Source organism: Aminobacter sp. HY435 (genome assembly GCF_027568395.1).
GTDB lineage: Bacteria > Pseudomonadota > Alphaproteobacteria > Rhizobiales > Rhizobiaceae > Aminobacter.
Genome location: NZ_JANKZL010000001.1, coordinates 220,076 through 241,447 on the forward strand (window position 1 = coordinate 220,076; position 21,372 = coordinate 241,447).

At 64.2% G+C, this 21,372-nt stretch carries 22 protein-coding genes; 13 read left to right on the top strand and 9 right to left on the bottom strand.

Features of this window, described 5'->3' with window-relative positions:
- The first annotated feature begins 37 nt into the window (after positions 1-37).
- Positions 38-523 carry a Holliday junction resolvase RuvX gene (gene ruvX / locus PCJ21_RS01060; protein ID WP_269929526.1) on the top strand — a complete coding sequence of 162 codons (486 nt, stop codon included), beginning with the start codon at positions 38-40 and terminating at the stop codon, positions 521-523.
- Here ruvX and PCJ21_RS01065 read toward each other — a convergent pair.
- Together PCJ21_RS01065 and PCJ21_RS01070 are read right to left on the bottom strand one after the other, a co-directional pair.
- Complete coding sequence (locus tag PCJ21_RS01065; RefSeq protein ID WP_269929527.1) at positions 490-801, bottom strand: DUF6105 family protein; 312 nt, start codon at positions 799-801, stop codon at positions 490-492. The two genes, ruvX and PCJ21_RS01065, sit on opposite strands and share 34 nt — an antisense overlap.
- 184 nt (positions 802-985) lie before the next feature.
- Complete coding sequence (locus tag PCJ21_RS01070) at positions 986-2,614, bottom strand: acyl-CoA dehydrogenase family protein (RefSeq protein WP_269929528.1); 1,629 nt, start codon at positions 2,612-2,614, stop codon at positions 986-988.
- 183 nt (positions 2,615-2,797) lie between these two features.
- Between PCJ21_RS01070 and PCJ21_RS01075 the strand changes: the two genes are divergently transcribed.
- The 4 genes from PCJ21_RS01075 to dprA are packed head-to-tail and all read left to right on the top strand — an operon-like array spanning position 2,798 to position 6,821.
- Positions 2,798-3,763, top strand: a complete 966-nt coding sequence (locus PCJ21_RS01075; protein WP_269929529.1) for an aspartate carbamoyltransferase catalytic subunit — start codon at positions 2,798-2,800, stop codon at positions 3,761-3,763.
- The gene (locus tag PCJ21_RS01080; protein WP_269929530.1) at positions 3,760-5,046 is read left to right on the top strand and encodes a dihydroorotase; all 1,287 of its coding nucleotides are present in this window, start codon (positions 3,760-3,762) and stop codon (positions 5,044-5,046) included. Before PCJ21_RS01075 ends, PCJ21_RS01080 begins: the two co-directional genes overlap by 4 nt.
- 33 nt (positions 5,047-5,079) lie before the next feature.
- Positions 5,080-5,691, top strand: coding sequence for a glycerol-3-phosphate 1-O-acyltransferase PlsY (plsY, locus tag PCJ21_RS01085; protein ID WP_269929531.1), 612 nt, complete (start codon positions 5,080-5,082; stop codon positions 5,689-5,691).
- On the top strand, positions 5,688-6,821 hold the full coding sequence (gene dprA / locus PCJ21_RS01090) for a DNA-processing protein DprA (protein ID WP_269929532.1): 1,134 nt from the start codon (positions 5,688-5,690) through the stop codon (positions 6,819-6,821). Before plsY ends, dprA begins: the two co-directional genes overlap by 4 nt.
- Here dprA and PCJ21_RS01095 read toward each other — a convergent pair.
- Positions 6,783-6,989: a hypothetical protein gene (locus PCJ21_RS01095; RefSeq protein WP_269929533.1), complete on the bottom strand. Its 207-nt coding sequence runs from the start codon at positions 6,987-6,989 to the stop codon at positions 6,783-6,785. The genes dprA and PCJ21_RS01095 overlap by 39 nt on opposite strands.
- A 284-nt stretch (positions 6,990-7,273) precedes the next feature.
- On the opposite strand from PCJ21_RS01095, the gene topA reads away from it, so the two are divergent.
- From topA to rpmG, 6 genes are all read left to right on the top strand, one after another.
- Positions 7,274-9,925 (top strand): type I DNA topoisomerase, encoded by a 2,652-nt coding sequence (topA, locus tag PCJ21_RS01100; protein WP_269929534.1) that lies wholly within the window; start codon positions 7,274-7,276, stop codon positions 9,923-9,925.
- 6 nt (positions 9,926-9,931) lie between these two features.
- Complete coding sequence (gene rnr, locus PCJ21_RS01105) at positions 9,932-12,247, top strand: ribonuclease R (protein WP_269929535.1); 2,316 nt, start codon at positions 9,932-9,934, stop codon at positions 12,245-12,247.
- Positions 12,248-12,249: 2 nt separating this feature from the next.
- Positions 12,250-12,687, top strand: coding sequence for a DUF983 domain-containing protein (locus PCJ21_RS01110; protein ID WP_269929536.1), 438 nt, complete (start codon positions 12,250-12,252; stop codon positions 12,685-12,687).
- A gap of 73 nt (positions 12,688-12,760) precedes the next feature.
- Positions 12,761-13,498, top strand: coding sequence for an NUDIX hydrolase (locus PCJ21_RS01115; RefSeq protein ID WP_269929537.1), 738 nt, complete (start codon positions 12,761-12,763; stop codon positions 13,496-13,498).
- Positions 13,499-13,505: 7 nt separating this feature from the next.
- Positions 13,506-14,705 carry an MFS transporter gene (locus PCJ21_RS01120; protein ID WP_269929538.1) on the top strand — a complete coding sequence of 400 codons (1,200 nt, stop codon included), beginning with the start codon at positions 13,506-13,508 and terminating at the stop codon, positions 14,703-14,705.
- A 103-nt stretch (positions 14,706-14,808) separates the two neighbouring features.
- Positions 14,809-14,976: a 50S ribosomal protein L33 gene (gene rpmG, locus PCJ21_RS01125; protein ID WP_018428147.1), complete on the top strand. Its 168-nt coding sequence runs from the start codon at positions 14,809-14,811 to the stop codon at positions 14,974-14,976.
- A gap of 92 nt (positions 14,977-15,068) precedes the next feature.
- Here rpmG and PCJ21_RS01130 read toward each other — a convergent pair whose 3' ends face one another.
- The 4 genes from PCJ21_RS01130 to PCJ21_RS01145 form a co-directional block, all read right to left on the bottom strand.
- Positions 15,069-16,352: an alpha/beta hydrolase gene (locus PCJ21_RS01130; protein ID WP_269929539.1), complete on the bottom strand. Its 1,284-nt coding sequence runs from the start codon at positions 16,350-16,352 to the stop codon at positions 15,069-15,071.
- Between the two features lie 89 nt (positions 16,353-16,441).
- The gene (locus tag PCJ21_RS01135) at positions 16,442-17,101 is read right to left on the bottom strand and encodes an esterase/lipase family protein (RefSeq protein WP_269929540.1); all 660 of its coding nucleotides are present in this window, start codon (positions 17,099-17,101) and stop codon (positions 16,442-16,444) included.
- Positions 17,102-17,519: 418 nt separating this feature from the next.
- Entirely contained in the window at positions 17,520-18,893 is a 1,374-nt protein-coding gene (locus PCJ21_RS01140; protein WP_269929541.1) for a PleD family two-component system response regulator, read from the bottom strand.
- A gap of 31 nt (positions 18,894-18,924) precedes the next feature.
- On the bottom strand, positions 18,925-19,296 hold the full coding sequence (locus PCJ21_RS01145; RefSeq protein WP_269929542.1) for a response regulator: 372 nt from the start codon (positions 19,294-19,296) through the stop codon (positions 18,925-18,927).
- 215 nt (positions 19,297-19,511) lie between these two features.
- Between PCJ21_RS01145 and PCJ21_RS01150 the strand changes: the two genes are divergently transcribed.
- Positions 19,512-19,811: a DUF3572 domain-containing protein gene (locus tag PCJ21_RS01150; protein WP_269929543.1), complete on the top strand. Its 300-nt coding sequence runs from the start codon at positions 19,512-19,514 to the stop codon at positions 19,809-19,811.
- A complete protein-coding gene (locus PCJ21_RS01155) occupies positions 19,808-20,461 on the top strand; it encodes a hypothetical protein (protein WP_269929544.1) in 654 nt (217 codons plus the stop codon). The genes PCJ21_RS01150 and PCJ21_RS01155 overlap by 4 nt, the downstream gene beginning before the upstream one ends.
- Positions 20,462-20,500: 39 nt before the next feature.
- Here PCJ21_RS01155 and folK read toward each other — a convergent pair whose 3' ends face one another.
- A complete protein-coding gene (gene folK / locus PCJ21_RS01160) occupies positions 20,501-21,025 on the bottom strand; it encodes a 2-amino-4-hydroxy-6-hydroxymethyldihydropteridine diphosphokinase (RefSeq protein ID WP_269929545.1) in 525 nt (174 codons plus the stop codon).
- On the bottom strand, positions 21,009-21,368 hold the full coding sequence (gene folB, locus PCJ21_RS01165; protein WP_269929546.1) for a dihydroneopterin aldolase: 360 nt from the start codon (positions 21,366-21,368) through the stop codon (positions 21,009-21,011). Before folB ends, folK begins: the two co-directional genes overlap by 17 nt.
- Positions 21,369-21,372 lie beyond the last annotated feature (4 nt).

The following is a 21,372-nucleotide window of genomic DNA, read 5'->3' on the forward strand; positions in this document are numbered from 1 at the left end:
TCCCGATCGCCGCGCTTCAGATCAAAAGGAACGCCGTTTGGCCACTGTTACCATCGAAGAATTGCCCGCGCTGCTTGCCGGCGGCAAAACGCTCGCCGGCCTCGACCTTGGCGACAAGACGATCGGCGTCGCGGTGTCCGATCGCGGATTGTCGTTCTCGCACCCGCGCCAGGTCATCATTCGCAAGAAGTTCACGCTCGATGTCGCAGCGCTGCTCGCCATGCTCGACAAGGAAAACACCGGCGCCATCGTCATCGGCCTGCCGATCAATATGGATGGGTCGGAAGGGCCGCGCGCGCAAAAGTCCCGCGCCTTCGTCCGCAACGCCGCCAACCTGACCGCGTTGCCGTTCCTGTTCTGGGACGAGCGCCTGTCGACGGTGGCCGCCGAACGCGCGCTGATCGAAATGGACGTGTCGCGCAAGAAGCGCGACGGGCGCATCGATTCAGCCGCAGCCGCCTTCATTCTGCAGGGCGTGCTGGACAGGCTTCAGACGCTGGGCGCGGATTCCGCCGAACGGTAGCGCTGGCGCAGTCCCCTGACCTTCTCGGCAATGAGCTTGCGGCGGCGGAACGCCCAGATCGCAAGCAGGATCGCCGTATCCAGCGCAAACGCCTTGGCCATCATCCATGGAATGGTCGCCGGATCGATGCCGAGAACTTCGCCATAGATTTCGAAGATCGCCAGATTGAACTGGCGCGTCATGATCACGTAGCCGAAATTCATGTCGTTGATGGACAGGAAGAACCATCCCCAGAACAACACGAGCGGCGCCAGCCACAGGGCGAGAACGTAACGCATCAGGACATGTCCTCCGCGCTCTCGACGTCTGGGCCTGAAAAAGTGTCCATCGGGAATCCCGCTCCTTGCCGGAAGACAGTGATCCCTGGCGCCGCAACGCGCAACGTAAACCCTTTGTTAAGGTTAACGGGCGCGAGGCGCGCAACCCGGTTGCAGCCTGCTGTGCCTGGCTGCAACCGGAAGGCTAGCCGACTTGTGGATACAGCGTGTCGATGATGAGGCGTGAATCATGGCGCGCGTCGAGCATGCCGTAGGTTCCGCGCCACTGCCCGGCCAGCCGCGTTTCGATGAAGGCGTCGGCGATCCGCCCTGCCCCCATGCGGCGCAATTCCGCCGCAGCGGCCGAAATCGCCAGTTGCTCCGTCAGGATGCGCGCCGAGCCCTCGTCCGAACTTGCGACCTGCATCGCAGCCTTGAGCACGCCAAGGATGCTGCGGCCGCTCGGCCCGAGATCGCGCTCGATGCTGGCGAGCACGTCGTCGAACAGCCCTGGCGCGCGGCCGAGCACGCGCAGCACGTCGAGTGCCATGACGTTGCCCGAGCCTTCCCAGATCGCATTGACCGGCGCTTCGCGATAGTAGCGCGCCAGCGGCGCTTCCTCGACATAGCCGTTGCCGCCCAGGCACTCCATCGCTTCGAACAGCAGCGCCGGCGCGATCTTGCAGACCCAGTATTTGACGACCGGCGTCATCGCCCGTGCGAACGCCGCCTCGCCGCGGTCGGATGCCGCCTCGTCGAACGAGCGCGCCAGGCGGAACGCAAGCGCGGTCGCGCCGGCGACATCGAGCGCCATGTCGGCAAGCACGCGCTGCATCAGCGGCTGGTCGACGAGATTGGCGCCGAAGACCTGGCGATGTCGGGTGTGATGAACGGCTTCGGCAAGTCCGGCCCGCATCAGCGCGGATGAGGCCACCGCGCAGTCGAGGCGCGTCAGCGTCACCATGTCCATGATCGTCTTGACGCCGCCGCCGGGCTCTCCGACCAGATCGCCGATGGCGCCCTGGATCTCAACCTCCGACGATGCGTTGGAGCGGTTGCCGAGCTTGTCCTTGAGGCGCTGGAACTGCAGGCCATTGGAGGTGCCGTCGCTGAGGATGCGCGGGACCAGGAAACACGACAATCCCTCAGGCGCCTGCGCCAGCATCAGGAAGGCGTCCGACATCGGCGCCGACATGAACCATTTGTGGCCGTTGAGGCGGTAGAAGCTGCCGCCGGCGCGCTCGGCGCGGGTGGTGTTGGACCGCACGTCGGTGCCGCCCTGCTTCTCGGTCATGCCCATGCCGAGCGTCAGGCCGGCCTTGTCGACCGGCGGCTTCTGCGCCTGGTCGTATTTGCGCGTCGTGACGCGCGGCGCCCATTCGCGGAACAGCTTCGGGCTGGCCATCAAGGCGGCCAGCGACGCGCTGGTCATCGTCAGGGGGCACAGATGCCCGCATTCCAGCTGCGCGGTCAGATAGAAGCGCGCCGCACGAACCTGATGCCTGCGGCCGGTCTCGGTCTCGCCGTTTTCCCAGACAGACGAGTGCAGTCCGCTGGCAATCGAACGGCGCATCAGCGCATGGTAGGCGGGGTGGAACTCGACCTGGTCGATACGGCGGCCTTGCCGGTCGTAGCTCTTGAGCTTCGGCACTTCGCTGTTGGCGAGGCGCGCCAGATCCTGCGCCTCGTGCGTCAGCACAAAGCGGCCAAGCCCGTCGAGATCGCGGCGAACCGGCTCGGAAAAGCCTTCGGCGATCTGGATCAGCAATGGATCGCCGCGCCAGGCATTGCTGCCCGTCAGCGGAGGGGGCTGGTTCGGCACGTCCTGCGTCACGCCTGGTCCTTCATGGTGTGGGCGACGGGCACGAATCCGCAGCCATGGCCGGCTTTATAGCCGAAATGCTTATCGATAGCTTATGGCCCAGCTTGCAAGCGACGAAAATCCCGTTGGAGAACTTTCCCGAATGAAATGCCGGCTTGCAGGCCAGTTAAGCACAGCCTATAGCAGCGCCTTGAGATGACAGACCTATCGTCCCTGCCGCCATACCCGCACCGCCATCTTCTTGGCATCCGCGATCTTTCCCCGTCTGATATCGAAATCCTGCTAGACCGTGCCGACGCGGCAGTCTCGATTTCGCGCCAGTCGGAGAAGAAGACGTCGACCTTGCGCGGCAGAACCCAGATCAACCTCTTTTACGAAGCCTCGACGCGCACGCAGTCGTCGTTCGAGCTCGCCGGCAAACGCCTCGGCGCCGACGTCATGAACATGTCGGTGGCCAGCTCTTCGGTGAAGAAGGGCGAGACGCTGATCGACACGGCGATGACGCTGAACGCGATGCGGCCGGACATCCTCATCATTCGCCACCAATCCGCCGGCGCGGCCGCGCTGCTTGCCCAGAAGGTCGGCTGCTCGGTCGTCAACGCCGGCGACGGCGCGCATGAACACCCGACCCAGGCACTGCTCGACGCGCTAACTATCCGCCGCGCCAAGGGCGGCATCGCCCGCCTGACGGTGGCGATCTGCGGCGACATCCTGCATTCGCGCGTCGCCCGCTCCAACATCCTTCTGCTCAACGCGCTTGGCGCGCGGGTCCGCGTCGTGGCGCCGTCGACGCTGCTGCCTTCCGGCATCGCCCAGATGGGCGTCGAGGTGACGCAGTCGATGGCCGAGGGGCTCAAGGACGCCGATGTCGTCATGATGCTGCGGCTGCAGCGTGAGCGCATGGCCGGCGCCTTCGTGCCTTCGGTGCGCGAGTATTTCCGCTATTACGGACTCGATGCCGAAAAGCTGAAGGCGGCGAAGGAAGACGCGCTGGTGATGCATCCCGGCCCGATGAACCGCGGCGTCGAGATCGCCTCGGAAATCGCCGACGGCCCGCAGAGCGTCATCCAGGAACAGGTTGAAATGGGCGTCGCCGTGCGCATGGCGGTAATGGAAGCGCTGCTCGACCCGCGCCGCAACCGCGACGGAAAGAACGCATGAGCACCACGGTTTTCCAGCGCGCCCGTATCGTCGACCCGTCGCGCGGCCTCGATGAAACCGGAACCGTCATCGTCGAAGGCAAGAAGATCCTCGCAGCCGGTGCCGCCGCCCTCAACCAGGGCGCGCCCGAAGGCGCAGAGATCATCGATTGCGCCGGCAGGGCGATCATCCCCGGCCTGGTCGACGGCCGCGTCTTCGTCGGTGAACCAGGCGGCGAGCATCGTGAGACCATTGCATCGGCGAGCGTCGCGGCGGCCAGCGGCGGCGTGACCTCGATCGTCATGATGCCCGACACCGATCCTGTGATCGACAACGTCGCGCTCGTCGAATTCGTGCTGCGCACGGCCAAGGAAACCGCGTCGATCAACGTCTTCCCGGCCGCGGCGATCACCAAGGGCCTCGACGGCCACGAGATGACCGAGTTCGGCCTGCTGCGCGAGGCCGGCGCGGTGGCCTTTACCGACGGCCGCCACACCATCGCCAACTCGCTGATGATGCGCCGCGCCCTGACCTATGCGCGCGACTTCGGCGCGGTCATCGCTCACGAGACCCAGGATGCCGACCTTGCCTCGTCCGGCGTCATGAATGAAGGACTCTACGCCAGCTGGCTCGGCCTCTCGGGCATCCCGCGCGAGGCTGAAACCATTCCGCTCGAGCGTGACCTTGCCTTGGCACGGCTGACCCGCGGCAACTACCACGCCGCCAAGATTTCGACCGCAATGGCGGCAGGCGCCATCGCCCGCGCCAAGGCCGACGGCGCCAAGGTGACGTCCGGTGTGTCGATCCACAACTTGTCGCTGAACGAGAACGACGTAGGCGAGTACCGGACGTTCTTCCGCCTCGCCCCGCCGCTGCGCGCCGAGGACGACCGTCTTGCCATGATCGAGGCGCTGAAGGACGGCACCATCGACATCATCGTGTCGTCGCACGACCCGCAGGACGTCGACACCAAGCGCCTGCCCTTCGCCGACGCAGCTGTCGGCGCGATCGGGCTGGAGACGCTGCTTGCCGTCGCCTTGCGCCTGCATCACAACGACGACGTGCCGCTGCTGCGGCTGATCGAGGCGCTGTCGACCGCGCCGGCCAGGCTGTTCGGCCTTCCGGGCGGCACGCTCAAGCCGGGCGCCGCGGCCGACCTCGCGCTCGTCGACCTCGGCGAACCCTGGATCGTGCGCGAGGCGGACATCCGCTCGCGCTCCAAGAACACCTGCTTTGAGGGCGCGCGCCTGCAAGGCAAGGTCTTGAAAACAATGGTCGCTGGCCGCACAGTGTTCTCGGCCTGACCTGTCGGGCCACGGGGGAGACAAAGTATCTTGATGCCGGATGACATCTTTCCGACGGCGCTGCACGTCCTGATCGCTGCTGCCGTGTTCGGCTACCTGCTCGGCTCGATTCCGTTCGGCCTTCTATTGACGCGCGCCGCCGGCCTTGGCGATGTCCGCAAGATCGGCTCCGGCAATATCGGCGCCACCAACGTGCTGCGCACCGGCAACAAGAAGCTCGCCGCCGCCACTCTGCTGCTCGATGCGCTCAAGGGCACCGTCGCTGTCATGGTCGCCGCGAATTGGAGCCATGATGCTGCGATCGCCGCCGGCTTCGGCGCCTTCATCGGCCATCTCTATCCCATTTGGCTCGGCTTCAAGGGCGGCAAGGGCGTCGCCACCTATCTCGGCGTGCTGTTCGGCCTGTCGGGACTTGGCGCGCTGGTCTTCGCCGTGACCTGGCTGCTCGTCGCCTTTGTCAGCCGCTACTCGTCGCTTGCAGCGCTTGTCGCGGCGGTAGTGGTGCCGGTCGCCCTCTACATGACCGAGCAGCCGAAGGCTGCCGGATTGCTTGCCTTGATGAGCGCCATCGTCTTCATCAGGCACCGCGCCAACATCTCGCGGCTGCTCGACGGCACCGAATCGCGGATCGGATCCAAGGGATGACCCTGCCCGCCGCCGGACCGCAACTCAGCGACCGGCAGCGGCTCCACTGGCTGCGCCTGATCCGCACGCCCAATGTCGGACCGGCCAGCTTTCGCGACCTGGTCAATCGCTTCGGCTCCGCCGAAACAGCCATCGCAATGCTGCCTGAAGTCATGCGTGCGGGTGGCGCAAGCAGGCAGGCGCATGTCCCCTCCCTTGCCGAGGCCGAAGCCGAGATGGCGGCGGCCCACAAGGTGGGTGCGCGTTTCGTCGCCATCGGCGAGCCGGACTACCCGGCCATCCTCAAGCGCATGGACCATCCCCCGCCCCTGCTGGCGATCAAAGGCACAGGCGCCGTGTTCCAGTTGCCACCGGTCGCCGTCGTCGGCGCTCGCAACGCTTCATTGGCGGGCATGAAGATGGCGCGATCCCTGGCATCGGAGCTGGGTCGCAGCGGCTTCGCCATCGTTTCCGGGCTGGCACGCGGGATCGACACCGCAGCGCATCGCGGCAGCCTCGATACAGGAACCGTCGGAGTCCTGGCCGGAGGACTGGACCGTCCCTACCCTCCCGAGAACTCCGGGCTCTGCGACGAGATCGCCGAGCGCGGCGCAATCGTCTCGGAAATGCCGTTTGGCTGGGAGCCGCGCGCGCAGGATTTTCCACGCCGCAATCGCATCGTCGCCGGCATGGCGCTCGGCCTCGTCGTCGTCGAGGCGGCGCAACGCTCGGGCTCGCTCATCAGCGCCAGGCTCGCCGGAGAGATGGGCCGGCTGGTCTTCGCCGTGCCCGGCTCACCGCTTGATCCGCGCGCCGCCGGCGCCAACGGCCTGCTCAAGGAAGGCGCAACCCTGGTGACCGAGGCGAGCGACGTCGTCGAAGCCTTGTCGCCGCTGGCCGGGATCGCGATCCAGGCGCCGTCGAAGCTGGAAGAACCGCCGGATTTCAGCGCCACGCCGCCGCCACAGGACGATGATCGCGCGCGGTTGGCTGAAGCGCTCGGCCCGACGCCCGTGGAGATCGACGAGCTCATCCGTCACACCGGGCTGCACCCGGCCCAGGTTTTCATGATCCTTCTGGAACTGGACCTCGCCGGCCGCCTCGAACGCCATTCAGGAGGACAGGTTTCGCTTCTTATGTCCGAGCGATGAAGGCAGGTCGCCGCCGATGATGTCGCTGGCTTCGATGCAGGCCATTTCGATCAGGTAGGCCAGCATGTAGCATTGCTCGGTCTCCGCCATCGCGCGCAGTTGTCCGAGCATGGACTGCATGTAGTCCAGCGTTTCGGTCCGCCTGCGCCGTGGCGCCGCTTGGTGCATAACAGTGACTTTCCTCGAATGGCCCTATGGAATCAGGCGGTCCGCCGCATGCTGACGCCGGCCAATTCTGCTCAACCTGCGCTGGCGAAAGCATATCAAAGCTACTTACGATTGCAATACATTCAAATATACACGCCGACGTTGCATTCGGGCCAGGCAGGTCCGTTTTTGCCCCGCTCCCCTTGACCGAACCGAAAAGCGCGGCCATGTGACGAGCGAATTGATAAATCGTCGCCACGCGCCTCAGCCGTTGTTTTGGCGCTTCACTGGAAAATCAGCCACATATGGACGTCGTTGTCGTCGAGTCACCGAACAAGGTGAAAAGCATCAACAAGTACCTGGGCAAGAACTACAAGGTTCTGGCCTCGTTTGGCCACGTCCGCGACCTGCCGCCCAAGGACGGCTCGGTCAAGCCGGACGACGATTTTGCCATGTCCTGGGCAGTCGACACGGCCTCAGCCAAGCGGCTCAACGACATCGCCAAGGCGGTGAAGGACGCCGACGGCCTGATCCTCGCCACCGATCCGGATCGCGAAGGCGAAGCCATTGCCTGGCACGTGCTCGAGGTTCTCAAGCAGAAGCGCGTGCTCAAGGACAAGACGATCAAGCGCGTCGCCTTCAACTCGATCACCAAGCAGGCGGTTCTCGAAGCGATCGAAAACCCACGCGAGATCGACCCGCCGCTGGTCGACGCCTATCTGGCCCGCCGTGCGCTCGACTATCTCGTCGGCTTCACGCTGTCGCCGGTGCTGTGGCGCAAGCTGCCGGGCGCTCGCTCGGCCGGCCGCGTCCAGTCGGTCGCCTTGCGCTTCGTTTGCGACCGCGAGGCAGAAATCGAGCGCTTCGTACGCGAGGAATATTGGCAGATTGCAGCCATCCTCGGCACCCCGCGTTCCGACACGTTCGAAGCCCGGCTCACCGTCTATGACGGCAAGAAGCTGCAAAAGCTCGACATCTCTTCCCAGGCGATGGCCGATGACATCAAGGCGATGCTCGACGGCGCGAGCTTCAAGACGCTGTCGGTCGAAGCCAAGCCGACGAGGCGCAATCCGGGCGCCCCGTTCACCACTTCGACGCTGCAGCAGGCGGCATCCTCGCGCCTGAGCTTTTCGGCGAGCCGCACCATGCAGGTGGCGCAGCGTCTGTATGAAGGCATGGAGATCGGCGGCGAAACGGCCGGCCTGATCACCTATATGCGTACCGATGGCGTGCAGATGGCGCCGGAGGCCATCGAGGCGGCGCGCGAGGCGATCGTCAAGGAGTTCGGTGCCAGGTATCTGCCCGAGAAGCCGCGCCAGTACACGACCAAGGCCAAGAACGCGCAGGAAGCGCACGAAGCCATCCGCCCGACCGATTTCAATCGCACGCCGGCCGAGATGCGCAAGTTCCTCGACCCCGACCAGGCGCGTCTTTACGAACTGATCTGGAAGCGCGCGATCGCCTCCCAGATGCAGCCGGCCGAGATCGAGCGCACCACCGTCGAGATCGAGGCGCGCAACGGCGCCAGGACCGCGGGCCTGCGCGCCGTCGGCTCGGTCACCCGCTTTGACGGCTTCATCGCCGCCTACACCGAGCAGAAGGAAGAGGATGCCGACGACGAGGAAAACCGTCGCCTGCCGGAGATCCGCGCCGATGAGGTACTGAAGCGCGAACAGGTCACCGCCTCCCATCACACCACCGAGCCGCCTCCCCGCTATTCCGAAGCGAGCTTCATCAAGAAGATGGAAGAACTCGGCATCGGCCGTCCGTCGACCTATGTGGCGACGCTGAAGACGCTCGAAGACCGCGAATATGTGAAGATCGACAACCGCAAGCTCGTCCCCGAACCCAAGGGCCGGCTCGTCACCGCCTTCATGGAGAGCTTCTTCGAACACTACGTCGAGTATGACTTCACGGCGTCGCTCGAAGAAAAGCTCGACGAGGTCTCCGACGGCAAGCTCGCCTGGCGCGACGTGCTGCGCGATTTCTGGAAGGATTTCTCCGGCGCAGTCGACGAAATCAAGGAACTGCGCGTCACCGACGTGCTCGATGCCTTGAACGAGGAACTGGCGCCGCTGGTCTTCCCCGAGCGCGAGGACGGCTCCAACCCGCGCATCTGCCCGAAATGCGGCACCGGCAACCTGTCGCTCAAGCTCGGCAAGTACGGCGCCTTCGTCGGCTGCTCGAACTATCCGGAGTGCGGCTTCACCCGCCAGCTCGACGGACCCGGCGGCAATGGCGAAAATGGCGGCCTCGAGGACGGCACCAAGGTGCTTGGCACCGACCCCTACACCAACGAGGAAATCACACTGCGCAGCGGCCGCTTCGGCCCCTACCTGCAGCGTGGCGACGGCAAGGAAGCCAAGCGCTCCAGCCTGCCCAAGGGCTGGACGCCGGCGTCGATCGATCACGAGAAGGCGCTTGCCCTGCTTGCGCTGCCACGCGACGTCGGCCAGCACCCGGAATCGGGCAAGATGATTTCCGCCGGTCTCGGCCGCTACGGCCCGTTCATTCTGCATGACGGCACCTACGCCAATCTCGAAGGCATCGAGGACGTCTTCTCGATCGGCTTGAACCGTGCGGTCACCGTGCTTGCCGAAAAGCAGGCCAAGGGCAAGGGCGGACGCGGCGGCGCGGCCGCTGCAGCGCTCAAGGAACTGGGCGAGCATCCGGGCGGCGGCGGGAACGTCACCGTGCGCGACGGCAAGTACGGCCCCTATGTCAATTTCGGCAAGGTCAATGCTACCCTGCCGAAGGGCAAGGATCCGGCGACCGTGACGATGGAAGACGCGCTTGCGCTGATTGCCGAGAAAGAGGCCAAGGGCGGCGGGGCGAAGAAGCCGGCGCGCGCTGCGGCGAAAAAGCCGGCTGCCGCCAAAAAACCGGCGGCGGCAAAGAAAACTGCCGGCGCTGCGGCGAAGAAGCCGGCCGCCAGCAAGGCCAAGAAGAAGGACTGACGCACCTTGGCGCGAAAGATTTCCGGACGGAACGCCGGCACCAGACGCGCCGCAAGCGACGAGATCCGTGGCAAGGACGTCTACAGGCCATCGCGCGACGAGATTCTCCGCTACATCGCGGAGAACCCGGATCGCAGCGGCAAGCGCGACATCGCCAAGGCCTTTGCGCTCAAGAACGAAGACCGCATCTGGCTCAAGGGCCTTTTGCGCGAGCTTCAGGATGAAGGCCTGCTGGAAAAGAGCCGCAAGCGCCTGAGCCGCGCTGGCGCTATCCCGCATGTCGCCGTGCTCGACATTTTCGGCCGCGATGCCGAAGGCACGCTTTTGGCGCGCGCGTCCGAGCAACCGGATGGGCCGATCATCGCCGTCAAGCTGTCGCGCGGCGCGAGCGGCCCGACGCCGGGCGTCGGCGACCGCGTCCTGGCCAAGACCTTCCCGATCGAGGATCACCTCGACGACAACGAGCCCGCCTACACGGCGCGCATCATGAAGGTGTTCGAAAAGCGCAGCGACACTGCGCTCGGCATCTTCCGCATCCTCAAGGACGGCACATTCCGCATCGAGCCGGTCGAGCGCCGCCAGCCTGAATTGGTCATCGACAAGGACCAGCAGAACGGCGCCAAGGACGGCGACCTCGTCGAAGTGGTGCCCGAGCGGGCCAGCCGCTACGGCTTGCCGCGCGCCAAGGTGGTTTCGGTGCTCGGCTCGCTGACCAACGAGAAGGCGGTCTCGATGATCGCCATCCACGCGCACGACATCCCGCATATCTTCCCGACAGAGGTGATTGCCGAGGCCGATGCGGCCAAGCCGGCGACTCTCGACGGCAAGCGCGAAGACTGGCGTGAACTTCCGCTGGTCACCATCGACCCGGCCGACGCCAAGGACCATGACGACGCGGTCTACGCCGAGCCCGACACGGACGAGAAGAATCCTGGCGGCTTCGTCGCCACCGTCGCCATCGCCGACGTCGCGGCTTACGTGCGGCCAGGCACCGCGCTCGACCGCGAAGCCCTGAAGCGCGGCAACTCGGTCTATTTCCCCGACCGCGTCGTGCCGATGCTGCCCGAGCGCATCTCAAACGACCTGTGCTCGTTGCGCGAAGGCGTCGACAGGCCGGCGCTCGCGGTGCGCATGACCTTTTCGGCCGAGGGCCGCAAGATAAGGCACAGCTTCCACCGCATCATGATGCGCTCTCACGCACGCCTCGCCTATCCCCAGGCGCAGGCGGCGATCGACGGCGCGCCCGACGACAGGACCGGGCCGATCCTCGAGACGATTCTCAAGCCCCTGTGGGCCGCATACGAGGTCCTCAAGCGCGGCCGCGATGCGCGGCAGCCGCTCGAACTCGACCTGCCCGAGCGCAAGATCCTGCTCAAGCCCGACGGCACGGTCGACAGGGTCATCATTCCGGACCGCCTCGACGCGCACAAGCTGATCGAAGAGTTCATGATCCAGGCCAATGTCGCTGCGGCCGAAACGCTGGAGAACAAGAAGCAGAAGCTGGTCTACCGCATCCACGACGGCCCCTCGCTCGCCAAGCAGGAATCGCTGCGCGAGTTCCTCCAGACCATCGGCCTGTCGCTCGCCCGCGGCGCCGAGATGCGCCCGAGCCAGTTCAACGGCATTCTCGCCAGGGTGCGCGGCAACGACAACGAACAGCTGGTCAACGAAGTGGTGCTGCGTTCTCAGAGCCAGGCCGAGTACAACCCTGACAACATTGGCCATTTCGGCCTGAACCTGCGCCGCTATGCGCATTTCACCTCACCGATCAGGCGCTATGCCGACCTGATCGTCCACCGGGCGCTGATCGGTTCGCTCGGGCTTGGCGCCGGCGGTCTGACGCCGTCGGAAGAAGCCCGCATGGAGGAGATCGCCGGTCTGATTTCGCAGACAGAACGCCGCGCCATGGCAGCCGAACGCGACACCGTCGACCGTCTGGTCGCGGGCTTCCTCGCCGAGCGCATCGACGAGACCTTCGAGGCGCGCATCTCCGGTGTGGTCAAGGCGGGACTATTTGTCCAATTGCCGCAATATGGCGCAGATGGTTTCATCCCCGTGTCATCGTTGGGTGACGACTACTACCACTTCGACGAAGCCGCACGCTCCCTGTTTGGGGAACGCACCGGCAAGGGCTACCAGCTTGCCGACCGCGTCGAAGTGCGCCTCGTCGAGATTGCCCCCCTGGCCGGCGCCATGCGCTTCGAAATGCTGACCGAACCGAAGCCATTGCCCGGCTCCAAGCGGTCGTTCCACAAGGCGAAAGGGCAGCGATCGCGTGCCCGCGCTTCTCAGCCGAGACGTGGACCGCGCGACAGGAGATGACGATGGAAGAACAGGTTTTCGGCGGTGGTCAGCAAAAGGTCGCCCGACAGGCGCGCCCGCTTTGGCCGGCAATCAAGCGTAGCCTGTTCTGCAAATGCCCCAATTGTGGCCAGGGCAGGCTGTTTGCCTCGTTCATCAAGACGGTCGATCGCTGCGAAGTCTGCAATGAGGAGATATCCCACCATCGCGCCGACGACCTTCCGGCCTATCTGGTGGTGGTCATCGTCGGACACATCGTCGTTGGCGCCTTCATGGGCGTCGAAGCCACAAGCACGCTGTCGACCTGGCAGCATCTGGCCATCTGGGTGCCGCTGACCATCGTTTCGTCGCTCGCGCTATTGCGCCCGATCAAGGGGGCGGTCGTCGGCATGCAGTGGGCGCTGTACATGCACGGTTTCGGCGGCGAAGACGACGTGATCGAGACCCACCCCGAAGCCTGATCGGTGGCTGGCGCAATCGCAAGGCACAGCCAAGTGCTTCCTTCCGCTCCGACATTCCGTTAGGACAGCCGCGATGGATGGCATAACCATGACCGAACTCGACAAGCTCGAACCAAGCGCATTGGCGCGCAACGGCCCCTTGAGGCCACGCGATGCCGCCACCCTCATTTTGCTCGACCGCAAGGACGGCGATGTCGTCGTCCTTATGGGACGCAGGCATATGAAGCATGCCTTCATGCCCGGGAAGTTCGTCTTCCCCGGCGGCCGCACCGACCCAGCCGACAGCCGCATCAAGGCGGCGGACGACCTCCATCCCGACGAAACGGCCAAGCTGCGTGCCGGCATCGGCCGAGTCAGCCTTGCACGCGCCAGGGCAATTGCCCTTTCGGCGATTCGCGAGACCTACGAGGAAGCAGGCCTGCTGATCGGCCGGCGCGGTGCGTTTTCGACCACCAAGGCCGACTGGCAGGGTTTCGCCGACCATGGCGTGGCGCCTGCTCTTGCTCCGCTGCGTTTCATTGCCCGCGCCGTGACGCCTCCCGGCCGCGTACGCCGTTTCGACACGCGCTTTCTCTCGGCGTGGCGCAGCGACGTGGCGGTGGAGTTGCCCGACGGCGGCCCGACCAATGAACTTGAGGAGCTGATGTGGCTGCCGCTCGACGAAGCGATGCGGTCCGACATCCCGGCCATCACGCAGTCGGTGCTCGGCGATCTCAAACAGCGGCTGGCCGTCGACCCAGGTCTCGAGCCGGGCGGCGACGTGCCGTTCTACCGCATGATCAACCAACGCTTCCGGCGCGACATCCTCTAGGCCCCAAATGAACGACATACCCCAGGAGGCCGAAACCGTCGAAGGCGTGCACTGGCGCTCCATCTCGGCAGCCATTGCCTCGATCAGTGTCGTCGGGATCGCCATCGGGCTCGGCATCCCCCTGCTCAGCGCGATTCTCGAATCGCGCGGCTACTCCTCCTCGATGATCGGCCTGAACACGGCGATCGCCGGTGTGGCCTCCATCGCCGCGGCGCCGCTCGCAACGCCGATAGCCGTGCGCTTCGGCGTCGTGCCGACAATGCTGGCGATGATTCTGGTCGGGGCGCTGGCATTCATCGGCTTCTATTTCGCCCCCGCTTTCTGGATGTGGTTTCCGCTGCGCGTGGCCTTGCACTTTGCCCTGACGGTGCTGTTCATCCTGTCCGAGTTCTGGATCAGCACCTGCGCCCCGCCGCACCGGCGCGGCCTAGTGCTGGGCGTCTACGCCACCGTCCTGTCGCTCGGCTTCGCTGCCGGGCCCTGGCTGTTTTCGATGATCGGCAGCGGCGGATTCCTGCCGTTCGGCCTGACTTTCGGCCTGGTCATGTTCGCATCGATCCCGGTGCTTCTGGCTTACGGCGAAAGCCCCAGGATCGTCTCCGATGGAAGCAAGGGCGGCGGTTTTTTCCGCTACATCTGGATCGTGCCCACCGCAACCGCGGCCGTTCTGGTCTTCGGCGCGGTTGAAACCGGCGGGTTCGCGCTGTTTCCCGTCTATGGCCAGCGCATCGGCTACAGCGAAGCCGAGGCTGCGCTGCTACTGACCATGATCGGGCTTGGCAACGTCATCCTGCAGATCCCGATCGGCATGCTCAGCGACCGCATGCGCGACCGCCGCACGCTGCTGCTGATCTGCGCCGCAACCGGCCTTGCCGGCACGCTCGCCATGCCCTGGCTGGTCGGCAACTGGCATGTCATGGCCGGCATGCTGTTCTTGTGGGGCGGCGTCGTGGCGGCACTCTACACCGTCGGCCTCGCCCATCTCGGTTCGCAGCTTTCCGGCCGCGATCTCGCCTCGGCCAACGCAGCCTTCATCTTCTGCTACGGTCTCGGCATGATCCTGGGGCCGCAGATGATCGGCATTTTCATGGATCTGTTCGGTCCCAACGGATTCGGCTGGGCTCTGGCCGTCTTTTTCGGCGGTTACATCGTCATCGGCCTTGGTCGAATTGCCGCGAGATCGGGCCTTTCACGCTCCGAGGCTTGACTTTCCAGGCGCGATCTTTATGTGTCCCGCAAGGTTTTCCGCGTCCGGGTTGTTTTCCCGTCCTGAAGCGGGTGCAACTCTAGACGAATAACGGACGAGAATCATGGCCAAGGCTGCAAACATCAAGATCAAGCTTCTGTCGACCGCCGACACCGGTTTCTTCTACGTGACGAGCAAGAACAGCCGCACGAAGACGGAAAAGATGTCGTTCCGCAAGTACGACCCGGTTGCCAAGAAGCACGTTGAATTCAAGGAAACCAAGATCAAGTAATCTCGGTTTTCCGCCGGAATACCAAAAACGCCGCCCTCTGGGCGGCGTTTTTCGTTTGAGCATCCCCCGCGCATAGGGTCGGCGACAGTCGGTCACTGAGTCGCCGGCGGCGTTGGCGCTTGCTGGCGCAGCCGCTCTATCACCTTGGCCAGCTGTGCGGGGTAGTCGGGCGTGAATGTCCAGTAGTGCGCGCCAGTTCCCGCCTTGCCGGCTGCCAGCCCGCGTTCTCCGGCCGGCAGATGGTGCAGGAGAGTTATCAGCACATCGCTGCTCACCCAGGGATCGTCGTACCAGAAGGTGTGCGAGCGATTGGAGAGGCCGGGAATGTTTTCCGGGCGCACCCTGAGAAGCTCGGTGCCATAGGTCTTGCTCGCCCCGAGCAGCCAGTTGGTCGCTTCCGGGTCGAGTTCACTCATGTCCGGACGCCCTGCCCGGGACGCGCGGTTGATGACCTGGGAGAGCCGGAGCGCACTGTCGCTCATGTTGACCGCGACCGTCACCCGCTCGGCCTTGTCGGCATAGTCGCGCATGTCGTCGACGAAGCTGCGGAAATCGGCGTCGGGTGCTGCGTGGTAGACCTCGCCCAGCCGCGGCGCTGCTGCGCCCGGCCGCGCGGCGTCGCGACCGACCATGGCCATCGCGTCGCTGCCCACAGTCGCGCCGGCGCTATAGGTGAAGACATCGACCTTCGCGGCATCGGTGTTCTGCGACAGCAGCTCGACCAGCTTGGCAAGGTGCGGGGCAGCACCGAATGCCGTTACCATATCCCGGGAATAGCGCAGGAAGTTTTCCGCCGTGGGCCAGACGAACAGCACCACGACGGAGTTACGGCCAGTGAAGTGATGCAGCTGGGCTGCCTGGCCGGCGGCGCGCTCGACCGTCGTGTTGGCGCCATGCACGTAGACGATGATGTCCTTGTCGGCGCTGTTCCTGAGCGCTTCGTTGATCTCGGCGAACCAGGCCTTCGCCTCGCCCGAAAGATCGCCTTCGCTCTCGATCGTCGCCTGCTCGTTCATGCGCTGAAGGTGCAGGAATGGGCGGCGGTCGTCGCTCATGCCGGTCGACCAGGCATATATCTTGTCCCAGGTCGTGCCCTCCTCGCCGATCCGGACAGTCGCAACACCGGCCTGCATGTCGCGGCCTGGCACCACCGCATAGAGCCGGTTGTCGCGGGGACCGACCGGAAGACGATTGGTGGCGAAAAACAGCGATATCTCCGGATCGGCGGCTTTTTCGGGGTTGTCCGAAAAGGCGCTGCTCTGTTGGTCGACGAAGACGAACGGCGCCGGCATCAGACGCATCGGCGGTTGGTAGAACGACATGGCGATGGTGCCGACAGCGACCACAAGGGCAAAGATTCCAACGTAGCGAAGCATCATTTCTTCCCTGCCCCTCAGGGCGTATGTCTAGCTGAACGGGATGGCACCAACAGCCTTCCCAACCTCGATGCGACCGGCCAGGTGGCTCAGTTCCCCAAGCCGCGGCGCAAAAGCTCACGCCAGGTCAACTTGTGATCGAACTGTCCGGTGCGCAGGAAACTCAGCGTCTGGGCGATGACAAGCGGGTTGTTCATCATGAAGGTGTGTGTGGTCGGCAGCACGATATGGTCCTTCATGCCTTCCAGCTTGGTGCTTTCGACCGAGACCTTGCCGTCATTCGGCCCCTTGAACATGCCCGACAGCAGCGGGTTGATCGACCGGTCGCCTGCGATGATGCCCAATTCGAAATCTGCTGCGCCGAGCTGGCTGGGGACGCTGTTCGGGCCAGTTCCGAGCTGCACCCCGGCAGGTCCGTTCACCATCTCGAAGATCGCCAGGTCACCGAACACGTCCACCACTTCCGAGCCATGGTTCGGCGGCCCCAGCATGACGACCCGGCCCATGTTCTTCGGCCTGTTGTCCATCAACCATGCCCGCACCAGGATGCCGCCCATGGAGTGGGTGACGAAATGCAGCTTGCTGGCCTCACCGCATTTGGCGACGGACCCGTCGACATAAGCCATGAGCTTTTCGATCGGCGCGTCGGTTGACGGATAGGACTCGTTGACGACCTTGAAGTCGAACACCCTCAACGTCTCTTCCATCAGCATCAGCGACGCATCGGTACGCGACAATCCGTGGAGCATGACGACGCATTCCTGCGCCAGGGCAACGGGGGACAAAAGCAGAAAAATCAAAAATGAAAAAATACGCATGACCAAGACTAATCCGAAAATTCGGCAAGTCTCAAGGTGTCGGCAACCAGCGGTTTAAGAAAGAAAATTGGGGGCCGGTCGGCGCTGGCAGCGGTACGAGGAGGCCACTAATTGCCAGAGCCGGCCGGCCGACCCCACGGACCCAGGAGATGCGGCGGACCTGAGCATCATGGGGTATCAAACAGGGCTACCCGGCCAATGCTCCTCGCGCCGATGCCCGTCCTTTTGCTCGACCTCACAGTCGCGCAAGATCACTTGAAAATCAACACTTTCTTAACCACGGCTGGCCGTTGGCCATAGTTAAGGTAAACAATCAAGGTTAGCGCGAGAGACCGATTGAATTCAGGTCTCAAGCCGCACGCGCGACCACCCGGTTGCGGCCACGCGTCTTGGCATCGTAAAGCGCAAGGTCGGCGCGCTTGAGCAGCGCCGCCACCGAGTCTTCCTGTGGCCAGACAGACGACACCCCCACACTGACGGTGACAGCGACACTCTTTGCTCCGCCACCTATGGCAAACGGCGCCCTGGCGACCTCCGCCCGGACCCGCTCTGCCACCATCTCGGCCAGCGCCGCATCGGTATCCGGCATCACAATGATGAATTCCTCGCCGCCAAAACGGCAAGCAAGATCAATGCCTCGAACACTTTTCCTCAATCTTCGCGCAAATTCGCGCAGAACCTCGTCGCCGCCATCGTGACCGTAGGTGTCGTTGACGCTCTTGAAGCGGTCGAGATCAGTAATCATCAAGGACAGTGGACGTTTCCGCGCCATCGCCCGATCGAACAGGCGGGGCAGATGCCCGTCGAGGTAGCGCCTGTTGTGCAGCCCTGTCAGCCCGTCGGTGACGGCCATTTCGATGGACTGGCTGACGCTCTGCCGCAATTCGTCATTGTAGCGCTTGCGGCGCACCTGGGTGCGCAGCCGGGCAATCAGTTCCTGTCGGTCGAGCGGCCGTACGAGATAGTCATTAATGCCGAGCTCGAGCCCACGAATGATACGGTTGTCTTCCTCCTTGCCAACCAAAAGGATGATCGGAAGCGATCGGGTACGGTCGAGCGAGCGCAGCTGCGAGCAAAGCCTGAGCGGGTCGAAATCGGCGAAGCCGTTCGACACGATCACGCATTCGAACCCGCCCTCGGCGGCATGGAACAGGCCTGACTGCGGGTCGGCGGCGACTTGAACATCGGCCGCGCCGTCGAGCAATGCGCAGATGTGAGCAACCGAGGAAGAGCGTTCGTCGATCAGCAGAACCCTTGGCATTGTGCCTTCCGGCAGGTCGCCTTGCGCCAGCGGTTCCTCGATCCCGATGTTCTGGGTCGTCAGGGCGCGCAGGCGCAACTCGTCCGTCAGGACCTTGAGCCGGACCAGGCTTTTGACCCGCGTCACCAGTTGCAGGTCGTTCACCGGCTTGGTCAGGAAATCGTCGGCGCCGACGTCAAGGCCGCGGACACGGTCGGCGACATGATCGAGCGCTGTCACCATCACGACGGGAATATGGGCGGTCGCCGGATCGGCCTTCAGGCGGCGGCAGACCTCGAATCCGTCCATGCCGGGCATCATCACGTCGAGCAGCACGACATCGACCTGGCCCGCAGCGCAGGCCTCCAGCGCATCGGGACCGTTGAAAGCGGAAAGCACTTCGAAATATTCGGCCAGAAGCCGGACTTCGAGCAGTCTTACGTTCGCCGGGATGTCGTCCACGACGAGGATGCGAGCTGTCATGCCAGTACCTCGTGAGGGGCCGGCGAGCGCATCAGGCGTCGCCGAGATAGGATTTGATTGTCTCGATGAAGCGCGGCACCGAGATCGGCTTGGAAATGTAGGCTTCGCAGCCTCCCTGCCGGATCCGCTCCTCGTCGCCCTTCATGGCGAATGCGGTGACGGCAATGACCGGGATGGTGTGGAGATCGTCGTCCTCCTTCAGCCACTTGGTCACTTCCAGACCCGAAACCTCGGGCAGTTGGATATCCATCAAGATAAGGTCAGGCCGGTGCTGGCGCGCGAGATCAAGCGCTTCCAGGCCGTTGCGTGTGCGCACGGTCTCGTAGCCGCTTGCTTCGATGAGGTCGCGAAAGAGCTTCATGTTGAGCTCGTTGTCCTCGACGATCATCACTTTCTTAGCCATCGAATTTCCGTCCCGGATTGTGCGTCACGATTCGGCAACGCCAATCATGTGCGCCGAACGCGCACACCAAGCCCGAATCCAACGTTAACTCAAGAACATTACGAAACGTAAAACACGGCAACCAATCACGGATGGGTGCTTTTCATGGATTTCAGATTGCCCCGTAACGTGCTTGGGGCTACTTCGGCTGGGGCGTACACGGAGCGGGATCAACGATGCAAAAGAACCAGAAACTGCAGGAAAACGCTGAATCGCTTGCTATTCAGGCCCTGGGATTCGTCGCTTCCGATCCGGAACTTTTGCCTCGTTTTCTGGCGATCACCGGCATCGAGGCGCAGCAGATCCGCCGGGCAGCCCTGGAGCCGGGTTTTCTCGCCGGCGTCATGCAGTTTGTTCTGGCCCATGAGCCGACCCTGCTGCGCTTTGCAGAGGTTGCAGGCATCGCCCCCGATGAGATCGCCCGCGCCGCCCGCGCCCTGCCGCTCGGCGATACCAACCACGAGCGGTCGATATGAGCGAGGACCCCGAAACCGCCCGCCAGATCGCCGAGCTTGCGCGCGATACGCGCCCTTTGCTGGTGCTCGACGTCGATGAGGTGCTGCTCGAATTCATGAGCCCGTTCATGCGCTTCCTTGGCACTCAGGGGTTCGAGTTCCTGGCCCGCTCGTTCCGGCTGACCGGCAACATCGTCGACATCAAGACCGGAACACCGGTGACGCAGGAGGCAGTCACGGCGCTGCTGGACGGCTTCTTCCATGCCCAGCGCGACTGGCAGACAGTGGCACAGGGTGCGGCCGAGGCAGTGGCGGCAATAGCCGCGAGTGCCGAGGTGGTGATGCTGACGGCGATGCCGCACCGTCATCGCGCCATCCGGCGCCAGCATCTCGACGCGCTCGGTTTCCCCTATCCGTTGCTCACCACCGAAACGGCGAAAGGTCCGGCCCTTCGGCAACTCAGGGGACAGCACGCCCGACCGGTCGCCTTCGTCGACGACATTCCGCACAATCTCGTGTCGGTGCGCGAGGCGGTTGCCGACGCCCACCTGTTCAATCTCATGGCTTATCGCGAAATGCGCCCCCTGCTGCCGCCGATGCCTGATGGCATCATCGTCGCCGACGACTGGACCGAGGCAGCACCGAAGATCGCCAAGGCGCTCGGGATCTAGCGTCGCGCGCCCAATGGGCGGCGCGATGCAACGCAGCTTCTACTCGCCGATGTTGCGCCACCAGTCCTGGCCGGACTCCAGCCTCTCGATGCCGGCGCGGTCGAGGCTTGACGCCCATTCGGCTGCCGTCTTGCCGGCGAGCATCAGCTCGGGCGCGATTTCGGCAAGCGGCACCATGACGAATGCCCGGTCGAGCATGCGCGGATGAGGGATGTCCAGCCCGACGTCGCTGACATTGGTATTGCCGAGCAGAAGCACGTCGATATCGATCAGGCGCGGTCCCCAGCGCTCGATGCGCACGCGCTTGAGCCGCCGCTCAAGCTCCAGGCAAAGCTCCAGCAATTCGAGCGGCGCCAGCGTGGTTGCAACCTCGGCGGTGACGTTCAGAAAATCGGGCTGGTCGACCTTGCCCCACGGCGGCGTGCGATGCAGCGACGACACCGCGACCACCCGCGTGCTGCCGCTGGCGTCCAGCATGTGCAGCGCTGCAGCCATCGATTTGGTCGGATCGCCGAGATTGCCGCCGAGGCTGAGAAAGCCGCGCTCCTCAGCCTGGCCAGACAACGGTCACCTCTACGTAGTCGAGAACGCCGGGTACCGGGGCATTCGGCTTGCGCACCGTGATCTCGGCGCGCCTGATCTGCGGGAAACGGGCTGCAAGCGCCCTGCCGACCTCTTGCGCGAGAGCCTCGATCAGGAACCGGCGCTGGCCGGTGATGATCTTTTCGATGACCTGGTACGCAACACCGTAATCGACAGTACTCTGCATCGAATCGTCATCGAGCGGGCGATCCGGCTCGACTGTCAGTTCGGCATCGACGTAGAATCGCTGGCCCAGCCGCTCTTCTTCGTCGAGCACGCCGTGCCGGGCAAAGAAGGCGCAGTTTTTCATCCGGATAAGGTACATTTTC

What these genes read in the sequence shown, in the direction of transcription:
- PCJ21_RS01065 (WP_269929527.1), bottom strand. Translation starts at nt 801, where the DNA reads ATGCGTTACGTTCTCGCCCTGTGGCTGGCGCCGCTCGTGTTGTTCTGG.
- PCJ21_RS01075 (WP_269929529.1), top strand. Translation starts at nt 2,798, where the DNA reads ATGACAGACCTATCGTCCCTGCCGCCATACCCGCACCGCCATCTTCTT.
- PCJ21_RS01080 (WP_269929530.1), top strand. Translation starts at nt 3,760, where the DNA reads ATGAGCACCACGGTTTTCCAGCGCGCCCGTATCGTCGACCCGTCGCGC.
- plsY (WP_269929531.1), top strand. Translation starts at nt 5,080, where the DNA reads ATGCCGGATGACATCTTTCCGACGGCGCTGCACGTCCTGATCGCTGCT.
- dprA (WP_269929532.1), top strand. Translation starts at nt 5,688, where the DNA reads ATGACCCTGCCCGCCGCCGGACCGCAACTCAGCGACCGGCAGCGGCTC.
- PCJ21_RS01095 (WP_269929533.1), bottom strand. Translation starts at nt 6,989, where the DNA reads ATGCACCAAGCGGCGCCACGGCGCAGGCGGACCGAAACGCTGGACTAC.
- topA (WP_269929534.1), top strand. Translation starts at nt 7,274, where the DNA reads ATGGACGTCGTTGTCGTCGAGTCACCGAACAAGGTGAAAAGCATCAAC.
- PCJ21_RS01110 (WP_269929536.1), top strand. Translation starts at nt 12,250, where the DNA reads ATGGAAGAACAGGTTTTCGGCGGTGGTCAGCAAAAGGTCGCCCGACAG.
- PCJ21_RS01115 (WP_269929537.1), top strand. Translation starts at nt 12,761, where the DNA reads ATGGATGGCATAACCATGACCGAACTCGACAAGCTCGAACCAAGCGCA.
- PCJ21_RS01120 (WP_269929538.1), top strand. Translation starts at nt 13,506, where the DNA reads ATGAACGACATACCCCAGGAGGCCGAAACCGTCGAAGGCGTGCACTGG.
- rpmG (WP_018428147.1), top strand. Translation starts at nt 14,809, where the DNA reads ATGGCCAAGGCTGCAAACATCAAGATCAAGCTTCTGTCGACCGCCGAC.
- PCJ21_RS01130 (WP_269929539.1), bottom strand. Translation starts at nt 16,352, where the DNA reads ATGCTTCGCTACGTTGGAATCTTTGCCCTTGTGGTCGCTGTCGGCACC.
- PCJ21_RS01135 (WP_269929540.1), bottom strand. Translation starts at nt 17,101, where the DNA reads ATGCTCCACGGATTGTCGCGTACCGATGCGTCGCTGATGCTGATGGAA.
- PCJ21_RS01140 (WP_269929541.1), bottom strand. Translation starts at nt 18,893, where the DNA reads ATGACAGCTCGCATCCTCGTCGTGGACGACATCCCGGCGAACGTAAGA.
- PCJ21_RS01145 (WP_269929542.1), bottom strand. Translation starts at nt 19,296, where the DNA reads ATGGCTAAGAAAGTGATGATCGTCGAGGACAACGAGCTCAACATGAAG.
- PCJ21_RS01150 (WP_269929543.1), top strand. Translation starts at nt 19,512, where the DNA reads ATGCAAAAGAACCAGAAACTGCAGGAAAACGCTGAATCGCTTGCTATT.
- PCJ21_RS01155 (WP_269929544.1), top strand. Translation starts at nt 19,808, where the DNA reads ATGAGCGAGGACCCCGAAACCGCCCGCCAGATCGCCGAGCTTGCGCGC.
- folB (WP_269929546.1), bottom strand. Translation starts at nt 21,368, where the DNA reads ATGTACCTTATCCGGATGAAAAACTGCGCCTTCTTTGCCCGGCACGGC.